Here is a 13834-nt window from a genome sequence, read left to right as displayed (position 1 = left end):
AGAACCCAGAAAAGATGACGGTATAAGGCATTTTTTATTAATTTTAATTTTTAAACAAAGCCACAAATAATAGACCTTTTCATGAAAATATTTTACAATGTTTTTATCTTTTTCTTATGCTGTTTCCAACTAGTAAACGCTCAGCAAAACACTATAAAACACAAAGTTAAGAAAGGTGAAAACGTGTATCGTATTGGCTTAAAGTACGGTGTTAGCCCAGAACAAATTTACCAACTCAATCCCGGTAGTTCCGAAAGTATTTACGTAGGGCAAGTGTTAATTATTCCTTCTTCGAAAGAAAATTCTTCCACAACAACCAGTACATCACAAAATACTAACGGTAGTTTTACACATATTGTTAAGCAAGGGGAAACCAAATTTGGATTGGCCAAACAATTTGGCATCAGTATTGCCGAATTGGAGCATGACAATCCGCAAATTAAAGATGGTTTACAGGTTGGTCACGAACTAACCATCAACAAAGGAACCTCTGGAGTTTCTATACCAAAAAAACCTTCCTACACTACTTCCAACCCTTCTACGGTGGATGAAGCTGTGGAAACCTTAAAAAAAGCAAATGGCAAGGTAGAATACTACTCATATAAAATTAAACCAAAGGAAACACTTTATAGTTTGTCTGTGGACGCAGGTATGAAACCTTCAGAATTCCTGATTTTGAACCCAGAACTTGTTAATGGAGTTAAGGAAGGTGATATAGTTAAGATGCCGAAAACAGAAACAACCAAAGCAAGTTCCTCTATAGAAGAAAACAATAGCACAACAGCAACTATTGCCGCTACGTCTTCCAAATACGACAATTTGGTAAGCACACTGGACCACTCTAAAAACACAGAATTATTGTTTTTATTCCCTTATTCAGAAAAGGAAATGAGCGATCGTCTTCGCAATGTGAACCAATTCTCGGAAGTTCAGGATTCTGTACTTCGTCAAAATCTGGAATTCTATAGAGGAGCACAATTGGCAATTGACTCCTTGAAAAAAATGGGACTTAAATTTGACTTGGATATAGTAAAAATGGAAAGTGAAAAACTTTTGTTGAAGCCTAATCCAAATAAAAATGCCCGTGCGGTTATTTGGCCTTTTAAAAATACAAAAACCGAGGAAGCTACCCTTATGTTTGCCACTCAAGACATTCCGGTAGTAACTTTGGAAAACACTTCCACAAAGCCTGGTTTGGTAAATATATATGAAGCAGTACCTTCCCAAACCACACAACGTGAGGCCATCTTAAATTACATTAAACGTAACTCTAGCAACAATGTCATTGTCATCAATGATAAATATAGAAGAGAAAGCAAAAACTTTATCTCTAACTGGTTGCCTGAAGCCCAGTTTTTGAATGTAAAAAGCAATGGAACTTTTCAGGACGATGAGTTATTGGGCCTTTTACAAAACAGCAAAAACAATATCATTATTTTTGACACCGATAAAAACAGTACTTATTTGAGTACTACAACTTTGTTGTTAAGTCAAGTGAGCAACTACAACATTCAATTGGCGGTTATCGATTCTGATTTAATCCCAGATGATGCAGAAGTATCTTCCAAAAGATTTAGAATCTTAAAAATGATGTACCCTTCGGCATCGGCTTTAAAACAATCCAATGCTACAAATGCATTCATCAAAAAATACAAATACCAATATAAAAGTACACCAACCCAAAACGTCATCTATGGATTTGACATTACTTACGATACTTTGCTGAGAATGGCGCAATCGGGTTCCTTTGAAAATGCTGTAAAAAACAATGTCACGGAATATATAAATATCAAGTTTGACTATAGACCAAATGCTAAGGGGAGTTATGACAACAAGGGGGTTTATATCATCCAATATGATGCGGAGAGCTTTTTAAAAGAGCTGAACTGATACAATCCCGTAACATACAATAGCGATCAAATCTGTAGGAAATTGTAATATTTTTTTACATTTGAGAGCACAAATTTGTTACCTAACACTAATGACCAACAACTACCCTATTTATGAGAAAAGGTAAAAACTACGCTATCAGTAAGTACCTTTTGGGCATTTACATAGTTTTATTTGGCGGCCTTTTTAACTCATTTTCACAATGTCCCACGGTGAATGATCCCATTCAGACATTTTGTGATATTGAATCTGTGCTTGTATCCGATTTGGCGGCCCAAGATAATGGAAATGGTATCGTATGGTATGACACTCCAACTTCTACAACCCCATTGGCTAGTACCGATGGCCTTATAAATGGTGAAGATTATTATGCCGATGACAATTCTGGATCCTGTGGCACGCGTCAGCAAGTAACCGTAATAATTTATGGAGCTCCAATTGGGTTTAACTTCCAAGGAGTTTGTGTGGAAACTCCAGAAGATGCTACAATTTCCGATTTGATTGCCATTGGAAACGATGTGCAATGGTACCTTTCTTTTTCGGGAGGAACCCCTTTGGCAGACACTACAGTGTTAATGGACAATACCATTTATTATGCCGATCAGGCCAATCCTGATACAGGATGTAGAACCTCTAGATTATCTGTTTTAGTAAATGTAGGATTGGTTCCTGTCCCCACAGGACAAGCTGTTCAGGAATTCTGTAGCGAATCCAACCCTACAGTTGCCGATTTAAGTGCTTCAGGAACTAATAATTGGTATGCTACATCTTTTTCATTTTTGCCCCTAGATCCATCTACTCCTTTAATTGATGGAGAAAATTATTATGCCACTACCATTGACCCTCCATGTGAAAGTCTAGGCCGATTTGAAGTTACCGTAGTGATCAATTTAGCCAATGAAGCGGGTGAAGATGGCTCCTTGGACGTTTGTGAGAATGAAATAATCACAAGTCCTATCGTAAACTTATTTGATTACCTGGAAGGGTCTCCTTCTAATACCGGAACTTGGGCAGGTCCAATATCTACTTCCAATGGAAGTACAGGAACTATTGATATGAGTGGACTTACTGCTACAGGAAGTCCATATGTATTCACCTATTCAGTAGATGACACTGCAAATTGTCCTGCCGCTACAGCAACAGTTACACTAACCGTAACCGAAAACTCGAATGCAGGTATTGATGGTGCTTTAGCCCTTTGTAGCAATGGTGACCCTGAAGATTTATTTAATAGTTTAGGAGGCGCACCTGAATTGGGTGGTACCTGGTCACCAGCATTAAATAGTGGAACGGGTGTTTTTGATCCTTCTTTGGATTCTGCAGGTGTGTATACCTATACTGTTTTAGGGGTCCCTCCTTGTGGCGATGTAAGCGCAACAGTTACGGTTACCATTATTTCAGAACCTAATGCAGGAAATGATAATACATTTGATATCTGTTCCAATGACTCACCTCAAGATTTATTTGATAGCTTAGGAGGCACTCCTGATATTGGAGGAACCTGGTCTCCTGCCCTTACCAGTGGTTCAGGGATTTTTGACCCTACAATGGACCCTGCAGGTCTTTATACTTATACTGTATTGGGGACTGCTCCATGTGAAGATGCTTCTGCCATTGTTATTGTGAATATTATTCCTTCCGTAAGCGCAGGAATAAATGGTGTTTTGGAAATTTGTGAAGAAGACACCACAACATACGATTTATTTAACTCTCTTGGAGGCTCTCCTGATGTGGGTGGAACTTGGTCCCCTGCGCTTACCAGTGGCTCAGGATTTTTTGACCCTGCCCTTGATACAGCTGGGACTTATACTTATACCGTTTCTGGAACTGCCCCTTGTAGCGACAGTTCAGCATCAGTAACGGTAACCATCATTCCAAATGCCAACGCCGGAACCGATGGTTCTCTAGAAATTTGTACTTCCGATACAGCTACCTACGACCTGTTCAATAGTTTGGGAGGAACTCCTGATACAGGCGGAACTTGGACTCCTGCCCTTGCCAGTGGTACTGGTGTTTTTGATCCAACCATGGATTCCGAAGGAACCTATACCTATACTGTTTCTGGCACAGCTCCTTGTGGTGACGCTTCTGCTTCCGTAACTGTGAGTATTGTTGATGAACCAGATGCTGGAACGGATGGTACACTTGAAGTTTGTGAAAACGATGGCCCTCAAGATTTATTCGAAAGTCTAGGAGGAACTCCCGATTTAGGCGGAACCTGGTTCCCTGAGCTTACCAGTGGCTCAGGATTTTTTGACCCTGCCCTTGATACAGCTGGAACCTATACTTATACCGTTTCTGGAACGGCACCTTGTAGTGACAGTTCAGCTTCTGTAACGGTAACCATCATTCCAAATGCGAATGCCGGAACCGATGGCTCTCTAGAAATTTGTGCTTCCGATACAGCAACCTACGACCTGTTCAATAGTTTGGGAGGAACTCCCGATATAGGGGGAACTTGGACGCCAGCACTTGCCAGTGGTACAGGAGTTTTTGATCCAACAGTGGATCCCCAAGGAACCTACACTTATAGCGTTTCGGGAACAGATCCTTGTGGTGATGCCTCTGCTTCCGTAACAGTGACTATTGTTGATGAACCAAATGCAGGAACGGATGGGACCCTAGAAGTTTGCGAAAACGATGCCCCTCAAGATTTATTTGATAGTTTGGGAGGAACTCCCGATTTAGGCGGAACTTGGTCCCCTGCACTTACCAGTGGCTCTGGAGTTTTCGACCCGTCTGTGGATTCTGCAGGAACTTATACTTATACCATTTCTGGAACTGCGCCTTGTAGTGACAGTAAAGCTTCTGTAACTGTAACCATCATTCTAAATGCGAATGCGGGAACCGATGGCTCTTTAGAAATTTGTACTTCGGACACCGCTACCTATGACCTGTTCAATAATTTAGGAGGAACTCCCGATATAGGTGGAACTTGGACGCCAGCACTTGCCAGTGGTACAGGAGTTTTTGATCCAACAGTGGATCCCCAAGGAACCTACACTTATACCGTTTCTGGGACAGATCCTTGTGGTGATGCTACTGCTTCCGTAACCATAACTATTGTAGACGAACCAAATGCTGGAACGGATGGTGCACTGGAAGTATGTGAAAACGATGACTCCCAAGATTTATTTGATAGTTTGGGAGGAATTCCCGATTTAGGCGGAACTTGGTCACCTGCACTTGCCAGTGGCTCCGGAATTTTTGACCCTGCCATTGATACAGCGGGAATTTATACTTATACCGTTTCCGGAACGGCACCTTGTAGCGACAGTTCAGCTTCTGTAACGGTAACCATCATTCCAAATGCCAATGCGGGAACCAATGGGTCTCTTGAAATTTGTGCTTCCGATACAGCAACCTACGATCTGTTCAATAGTTTGGGAGGAACTCCCGATATAGGGGGAACTTGGACGCCTGCCCTTGCCAGTGATACAGGAGTTTTTGATCCAACCTTGGATCCCGAAGGAACCTACACTTACATCGTTTCTGGCACAGATCCTTGTGGTGATGCTACTGCTTCCGTAACCATAACTATTGTATACGAGCCAAATGCTGGAACGGACGGTACACTGGAAGTATGTGAAAACGATGCCCCTCAAGATTTATTTGAAAGTCTAGGAGGAACTCCTGATATCGGAGGAACCTGGTCCCCTGCACTTGCCAGTGAAACTGGAGTTTTTGACCCGGCTGTGGATTCTGCAGGAACTTATACTTATACCATTTCTGGAACAGCCCCTTGTAGTGACAGTTCAGCTTCTGTAACGGTAACCATCGTTCCAAATGCGAATGCCGGAACCGATAGTTCCCTGGAAATTTGTGCTTCCGACATAGCAACTTACGACCTGTTCAATAGTTTAGGAGGCACTCCTGATACAGGCGGAACTTGGACGCCTGCCCTTGCCAGTGGTACAGGAGTTTTTGATCCAACAGTGGATTCCCAAGGAACCTATACCTATACTGTTTCTGGGACAGATCCTTGTGGTGATGCCTCTGCTTCCGTAACAGTGACTATTGTAGACGAACCAAATGCAGGAACGGATGGTACACTGGAAGTATGTGAAAACGATGCCCCTCAAGATTTGTTCGATGCTTTAGGAGGAACTCCTGATTTAGGCGGAACTTGGTCCCCTGTACTTGCCAGTGGCACGGGAATTTTTGACCCTGCCATTGATTTGGCAGGCACCTACACATACACAATTATCAATTCTGGTTGTAATATTGAAATTTCAGCATCAATAACTGTAATCGTTATTGACTCACCTAATATTGATGCAGCCCGTATGCAGGCACATGATATTTGTCTAGGATATTCTAATAACGTGACAATTTCATTAGCGCTTCAATTAGAAGACGGATTTTACGATATTTCTTATGAGCTTACTGGAGCAAACAATGTATACAATACAATTACTGTCGAATTCATTGGAGGAGATACTAACTTTACAATTCCTTCTCAAGAATTGACAAATAAAGGGAACACTACTATTACCATCACAGGAATTAGTTTTCCCAATTCTACTTGTACTCAGAAAGGTGTACTATTAGTCACTAATTTTAATGTACTTGATAATCCAACTCCAGAACTATCGGATAATGGTCATATTTTCTGTGGGGAGTTTGAACCTACCATTGCAGACCTCTCTGCCAATATCATCGATTCCAACATCATCATTTGGTATGATGCTTCTGTAGATGGCAATACTTTGGAAGATTCTCAACCTCTTGAAAATGGAGCCACCTATTATGCTGCTATGATTTCTGATAATGGTTGTGAAAGCGTTATCCGACTGGATGTAACTGTAACTTTAGACCAATGTTTTGTCATTCCTGATGGGTTTTCTCCAAATGATGATGGTACCAACGACACTTTTACCATTCCTAATTTAAGAGATTTATATCCAGATTTCACACTAGAAATTTATAACAGATACGGCAACGTTTTATATAAAGGAGACACCAACACCCCTGATTGGAATGGTGAGTCCAAAAAAGGCGTAACCCTAGGAAATGGTATTTGTCCTGTAGGCGTTTATTTTTATGTTTTGAATTTTAATGACGGGGAGAGAAAACCAATACAAGGGCGAGTTTATCTTAGCAGATAGGTCTTATAAAATTAATATATGACACTTAAAAATATAACATACCGCATCAGTATTTTGATGTTTTTACTTGGATTGACGGCCCAATCCCAGCAGGATCCCCAGTATACGCAATACATGTTTAATATGAGCGTTATCAACCCTGCCTATGCCACAGATGATCCTAACACGATTAATCTAGGAGGCTTTTACCGTGCCCAATGGGTAGGTTCCGAAGGCGGTCCAACTACTGGTACTTTTTTTGCCCACACTCCCATTGCCAATCGGCTTGAAGGAGGGATTTCGGTGGTACACGACCAAATTGGAGACGTTGTAAAAGAAACCAATGCTTATGTAGATGTGGCTTACATCATCCCAATGAGTGAACATACTAAACTGTCCTTTGGAATTAAGGCTGGCGCGACGTTTTTTAGTACCAACTTTAACGGATTTGTCTATTCCGATCCTGAACTAGACCCTGCTTTCCAGTCCAATTTAAGCGAAACCTTTCCTAACATTGGGGCGGGAGCGTTCTATTTTGGCGAAAAATTTTACGCAGGTCTTTCTGTGCCAAATATTTTACGTTCGGAACACCTTAAAAACGCGAGTGGCATTGTCACCAGTGGCGCTGAAGAAATCCATTTCTTTTTAACCGGAGGTTATGTATTTCAATTAAATGACAATTTAAAATTGAAACCTGCTTTTATGACCAAGGCTGTCTCAGGTGCACCAATGTCTTTGGATCTAACCACCAACGTCCTAATTAATGAAATGGTGGAATTTGGTATAGGTTATCGCTTTGATGATTCTGTAAGCGGTTTGATCAATTTCAGAATTACAAAATCATTAAGATTTGGATATGCCTATGATTATACGCTTTCTAATTTAGGTAAATTCAATTCGGGTTCGCATGAAGTCATGCTGCTGTTTGACATCAGTAAATTTGGTGTAGGATATGATAAATCCCCAAGATTTTTCTAATAGCTTTTTAATATGAAAAACATTGTTTTACTAATATCGTTTCTTTTAACAGTTTCCTTGGGGTTTGGACAAAAGGCTAGTGCTTCCAAAGCCAGAAAACTGTTTGAAAACAGAGCATATTCGGAAGCTGCCTCAATGTACCAGTCCTTACCTAAGACAAAGGAAAACCTTCAAAATTTGGGCGATTCTTATTTCTTTAATGCCCAAATGTCTAAAGCAAGTAATGCTTACGGACAATTGTTTGCTACTAACGATAGTTTGGCCAAGGACTACTATTTTAGATATGGACAGGCCCTCAAAGCAAGTGGTGATTTTAAAACTGCCGACAGCATTCTTAGTATCTATACTGGGGAGGTCATGGATACTCCAAAATTGAAACGCACTTTAAGCGCCATTGTGCCTTATGTTTATGAATTAAAGCCATTGAAAAATAGTACTTCTGGTGATTTCGGTATAGGTTGGCATGGGGACAATGTGGTATTTTCAGCCTACAGAAATAATGAAAATCCAACTTACGAATGGAACAATAAACCTTATTTGGATTTGTATGAAGCTTCTCTTTCAGAAGAAAAGGATGCCTTGGAAAACATTGAACCTTTTTCAGAAGATATAAATACCAAAACACATGAAAGTAACGCCACTTTCACGTCAGATGGAAAAACCATGTACTTTTCCAGAACCAACGATAAACGCGTAAAAATTGGTGACGATAAAATTGCGACCATTAAACTATATAAGGCAGAATTGGTTGATGGCAAATGGACCAATGTTCAAGTGTTGCCTTTTTGTAGTGACACCTACTCTACGCAACATCCATTTTTAAACCCTAGCAACACCAAACTGTTTTTTTCAAGTGACATGCCAGGTTCATTAGGCTCCTTTGATATTTATTCTGTAGACATTACCGCCGATGGCTTTGGGACTCCTGTAAATTTAGGGGAAGTCATTAATACAGCCCATAGAGAACAATTCCCATTTATGGACCAAAGCGAAACCTTATACTTTGCTTCCGATGGACACCAAGGTCTTGGAAATTTGGATATTTTCATGAGTAATGGCTATGCTGGTTTTTATTCAAAACCAATCAATTTGGGAGAAACCATCAACTCTGGAATGGATGATTTTGGATATGTCCTTAATGAAGATGTGCAGAAAGGCTTCATTTCTTCCAACCGAAGTGGTGAAGACCTCATTTATGCATTTTTAAGAATCCCTAACAAAAAACGCTATATCGTTGAAGGTGTCGTAATTGACAAAAACACAAAGGAACTACTTCCTGGAACCACTGTAACCCTGTATGATGATAAAGGAGAACTTGTTGGACAAACGATTGTTGGAGAAGATGCCAAATACGCCTTTAGCACCAAGCCAAACCAACTCTATAAAATTATGGGGCACAGGGATCTATATGCCCTAGGAGAACAAGAGTTTACCACTAATGACGACGGTAGGTTTGAATTCAACATTGAATTGGAAATTGAATCTTATGACGATGCCGAAGATATTATTGTAACTAAAAATGATGGTTACATGTATATTGAACTGGAAAACATCTATTTTGATTTTGGAAAATGGGACATCAAACCTCAGGCGGCCAGTATTTTGGATATTATGGTAGGCTTATTGAAGAAATACCCACTAATGGAAGTACAATTGGGAGCTCATACGGATTCTAGAAGTAGCGAAGAATACAACCTTAACCTTTCAAATAATAGAGCGCAATCTACCTTGGAATATCTGGTAGCGAATGGTATAGAGCGTTCTCGTTTGAGATCTAAAGGATATGGTGAAAGCCAACCGTTGGTTGATTGTAAAGACGATTGTACCGAAGAAGAACATTCCATCAACAGACGTTGTGAGTTCTTAATTTTGAAATAAACTTGAATTATCTAGAACTAATTCAATAGCAATAAAAAAGCTGTTTCGTCATTGAAACAGCTTTTTTAAATTTATAATCTTCCTTCTACTTCTTTCTAATTTCAAAGTAACCTATCATCTTTTAAATCTGGAAAATATTTCCAAAGTCTTTTTGGTATTGATAAAATACACTCCCGTTAACAATACTGCTGCGGCTACAATGGATTGTGCCGTGATGTGCTCGTTTAAAAAATACCAACCTAAAACCAGGGCTACTATAGGATTGACATAAGTTGACGTAGCTACTTTTTCTGGAGACACCGTTTTCAATAAATAATTAAAGGATGTGAAAGCCACAATACTTCCCAATAAAATTAAAAGTACCATAGAAATAACCACAGAATTCTCCCATTGGGCAGGCATCACCCATTCCTCCTGAAAAATCAAACTAGCCAATAGCAACATAATACCTCCTGTTAACATTTGGTAACCCGTATTCACAAAATAGTTTTTTGGCAATTCAGCCTTCCCTACAAACAAGCTCCCGTACGCCCAACTCAACATACAACATAAAATCATCACCATTCCAATTATTGAACCTTCTTTGCTTACAATTTCATTTTGGCTCACCAACAAATAAATCCCGATAACCCCCAATACAACTCCAATGACGGACATTGGTTGTATTTTCTTTCCTTGAAGAATCCGCATTAAAATAAGCACAATTAGAGGTTGTGCCGAAATTTCCAAAGCCGCAAAACCACTATCTACATATTTTAAGGCCCACACGACAACACCATTACCAAAGGTTAAAAATAAAAAGCCAGCAAAAATGGTATTCAATAGTTGCCGGGAAGAAATCTTTAAAGAAATCCCCATAATTTTTGAAATGATAAAAATCAAGATTCCCGCTGTTATGAACCTTACAGATGCCAACATAAAAGGTGGCAATTGTGCCACGGCAATTTTATTCAACAGATATGTGGAGCCCCAAATGACATAGATTGAAAAGAATGCGAGGATGATTAAAGTAGTATTGCGCGATGTGCCCATTGTGATATTTTGAAACCGCAATATTACGCATAATCTACTATAAATCTGTCTTTAAACTTATTTATCAATTGGCCTTAGGTGCAATATTTTGATTTACATGAAATAGATTGTTTGGATCATATTTTTGTTTTATTTCAGCTAACCTAGTATAGTTATGTTTATAGCTGGATTTCACACGTTCCTGTCCTTCATCCATAATGAAATTTAAATAAGCGCCACCTGAGGAATAAGGGTGAAGTGCATCCCAATATGCCTTGCACCAATCTGTAATTTTCGATGCATTGGAAGGACTTGGGTCTACACCCACAATGACTCCAGCATATTTCGCATCTCTATAAGCCCAAGGCGTATCTTCTTTACCAGGTTTTGAAGCTGCTCCACTTATAGGGTACATATGCATTTGCGACAAGGGAGTTGGGATTTCAGAACCAAATTTTTTATGCTGAGTAGCTGCTTCAGGTTGTATTTCATTATAAAAATCGGCTCTCCAGTACCACTGTAGCCCAGGAGGCATCATAGCATCAAAAAGTGTCTGAATGGCAGGATAAGGCATTTCGCCTACATGTTCAAAAAATGGCTCTTGTTCCCTTACAGGAGCAAACACTTCTTCAAATTTATCAGGATCTCCTGTATAGCACCAAACAATACCGCAAAACTGTTTATTGTGTAAATGCTCAGGAAAAGGAGGTCCTGGTACTACCAAGGTGGCAATAAACCCATTTAAATCTTCTGGAGCTTTATGAATAAAGCTATCGTACCAGGCCATAATGGTTTCTGTTTGCTCAATTGGCCAAAATGTTGGTCCTCCAATAACTGTTTTAAGCGGGTGAGCCTGAAATTTAAAGGCTGTAACAATACCATAATTTCCTCCTCCACCTCTAATTGCCCAAAATAAATCAGGGTGCTGCGTTGCATTTACCGTTACAAAACTCCCATCTGCCAAAACCATATCAGCTTCCAATAAGTTATCTATAGTCAAGCCGAATTTTCTGGACAAATATCCAACTCCACCTCCCAGCGTCAGTCCACCGACACCAGTGGTAGAAATTATTCCTGCGGGAACAACCAATCCAAAAGGGTGTGTGGCGTGGTCCACCTCTCCCCAAAGATTGCCTCCCCCAACCCTAACCGTATTGTTGGAAGTATCCACCCTTACAAATTTAATTCCGGAGAGATCAATTACCAGACCTTCATTGCAAAGTCCCAATCCTCCTCCATTATGTCCTCCTCCTCTAACTGCAATTTCTAAACTATTGTCTCTACCAAAATTTACAGCAGTCATAACATCGGCAACATCTACACACATCACAAAAAGACCCGGCTTTTTGTCGATCATCCCGTTATACACCTTCCTAGTCTCATCATAATTGGAGCTTGAAGGAAGCACGACCCTCCCCCGAAGCTTTGACTTTAAATCCTCAATTAAAGAAGGATCTAAATCCTTGATTGTTTTCATAATAAATTAAAATTGATTAACACTCTTAAAATTAACATTATAGAATTCCATTAAGCATAAGGAATCCTCCAAAAATGCTCAGTTTTGGATCATAAAGTAAATTGTAGATAGATGAATTGGGACTATTTGTTATAAGCCGAAGGAAGAATGCCATAGGCCTCCTGAAAGCATTTTGTAAAGTAGGCCGGACTATTAAAGCCCGTCTCAAAAGCGATTTCAGAAATATTTCCCTTTTTCTTTTCTAGGTATTCACAGGCCTTTTTTAGACGATACTCCTTAATAAAGGAATTCAGAGATTTATTGGTTAAGCCCTGCATTTTTCGGTATAACTGCGATTTACTGAAGCCCAAACTCTTACTGAAAGACTCCACGGTTAAGTCGGTGTCATTCCAAGACTTTTCAGTATGCTCCATCAAAATGGAAAGAAATTTTTCTTCGGAAGGACTTAAGCTGTGGGTTTGTTCATCAGCAATAAAAACATTCAGGTTTTCACTTTCAAATAAATTCCGAACTTCAGAAGACAACACAATAGGACCTGTTACAAAATCGCACATCCATTCGGCAAACTTCACCGTTTCTTCAAAAATCTCGCCTTTATCATTAAAAGGCACTCCAGTGCATAACCCAATATTTAGCTTTAAATTGGTGTTTTTATGTTCTGAAATGTATTTTTTGAATTTCGCCTGAATATCAATCGCACACATCACGGCATTGGTGACAGATTTAAAAGACACCAATCCATAGTTTTTATTGAGTTTGACAATACTGCCTTCAAAACGGATAATGAGGTCCTTGAAATATTCCTGTAAAGCAATGGTAAAAGAGGAATCTTCAGTAAAGCTTTCGTATTCAAAGCCGCTTACCATGATGATTCTGTATGCCGACTCTGAGATTACATTTAGCTCACCACCCCCTTTAAAGTCGGGGTCTTTAATGCGCCCCAAAAAAGCTTCCACCACCATAGGATCCACTTCAATAATGGCATGAGGTAAAGCGCCGTGGGCATGGTCGTGCATTTTTTTTAGAGCCTCTTTGTTGGGGGCCTCAATCAAACAAAATGCAGTTCCCTTTACATCATCGCACCAATAGGTCATTCCCTTACAGCCATACAAATGCTGAACCTTTAGGTCCTCTTGATGCATTCTTGCCACGTGCTCCGACGTTATCTCGGCAGGAATGTTGTGACGATCCATATAGATTGGCATATTGGTGGTTTTTATGCAATTTAACAAATTTAAAGTGATTTAACAATTAAAGCGCATTTCCTTCAATTTCATTTACTTATCTTTAAATAATTCTTTATGGAATATAAAAATGCTATAAAATGAAAAATCTACTACGTGCTTTATTGGCTGGCTTTGGGGCTAAAAAAATTGGAGGAGGAAAATGTGGTTGTATTGGTGTGATTATTGTATTTATTATCCTGTATTGGCTTTTGGGCTATGTCATAAATTAAATTCTATAAAAAAGGGGCAACTGTTTAGTTGCCCCTTTTTTATTTGTAATATTTATT

General features: G+C 39.6%; 8 protein-coding genes. 5 read left to right on the top strand and 3 right to left on the bottom strand.

Annotated elements, in window-relative coordinates:
• Positions 1 to 81 precede the first annotated feature (81 nt).
• The 4 genes from ZA06_RS12595 (at position 82) to ZA06_RS12580 (ending at position 9833) form a co-directional block, all read left to right on the top strand.
• Positions 82 to 1890, top strand: coding sequence for a lytic transglycosylase (locus ZA06_RS12595; RefSeq protein WP_053977823.1), 1809 nt, complete (start codon positions 82 to 84; stop codon positions 1888 to 1890).
• Between the two features lie 113 nt (positions 1891 to 2003).
• The gene (locus ZA06_RS12590) at positions 2004 to 6998 is read left to right on the top strand and encodes a gliding motility-associated C-terminal domain-containing protein (protein ID WP_053977822.1); all 4995 of its coding nucleotides are present in this window, start codon (positions 2004 to 2006) and stop codon (positions 6996 to 6998) included.
• Between the two features lie 18 nt (positions 6999 to 7016).
• Positions 7017 to 7955: a PorP/SprF family type IX secretion system membrane protein gene (locus ZA06_RS12585; protein WP_053977821.1), complete on the top strand. Its 939-nt coding sequence runs from the start codon at positions 7017 to 7019 to the stop codon at positions 7953 to 7955.
• A gap of 12 nt (positions 7956 to 7967) precedes the next feature.
• Positions 7968 to 9833 carry an OmpA family protein gene (locus ZA06_RS12580; protein WP_053977820.1) on the top strand — a complete coding sequence of 622 codons (1866 nt, stop codon included), beginning with the start codon at positions 7968 to 7970 and terminating at the stop codon, positions 9831 to 9833.
• A 114-nt stretch (positions 9834 to 9947) separates the two neighbouring features.
• Here ZA06_RS12580 and ZA06_RS12575 read toward each other — a convergent pair whose 3' ends face one another.
• The 3 genes from ZA06_RS12575 to ZA06_RS12565 form a co-directional block, all read right to left on the bottom strand.
• Complete coding sequence (locus tag ZA06_RS12575; protein WP_053977819.1) at positions 9948 to 10865, bottom strand: EamA family transporter; 918 nt, start codon at positions 10863 to 10865, stop codon at positions 9948 to 9950.
• A 64-nt stretch (positions 10866 to 10929) separates the two neighbouring features.
• Complete coding sequence (locus tag ZA06_RS12570) at positions 10930 to 12321, bottom strand: FAD-binding oxidoreductase (RefSeq protein ID WP_053977818.1); 1392 nt, start codon at positions 12319 to 12321, stop codon at positions 10930 to 10932.
• Between the two features lie 122 nt (positions 12322 to 12443).
• Positions 12444 to 13526 carry a nickel-binding protein gene (locus tag ZA06_RS12565; RefSeq protein ID WP_053977817.1) on the bottom strand — a complete coding sequence of 361 codons (1083 nt, stop codon included), beginning with the start codon at positions 13524 to 13526 and terminating at the stop codon, positions 12444 to 12446.
• A 119-nt stretch (positions 13527 to 13645) separates the two neighbouring features.
• Here ZA06_RS12565 and ZA06_RS17195 point away from each other — a divergent pair, with 119 nt between their 5' ends.
• Positions 13646 to 13777 carry a hypothetical protein gene (locus tag ZA06_RS17195; RefSeq protein WP_256385857.1) on the top strand — a complete coding sequence of 44 codons (132 nt, stop codon included), beginning with the start codon at positions 13646 to 13648 and terminating at the stop codon, positions 13775 to 13777.
• Positions 13778 to 13834 lie beyond the last annotated feature (57 nt).

Source organism: Mangrovimonas xylaniphaga (assembly GCF_001280435.1).
Classification (GTDB): Bacteria; Bacteroidota; Bacteroidia; order Flavobacteriales; family Flavobacteriaceae; genus Mangrovimonas_A; species Mangrovimonas_A xylaniphaga.
Note: the sequence above shows the minus strand (reverse complement) of the source record. Positions and strands in the feature narration are given on the sequence as shown.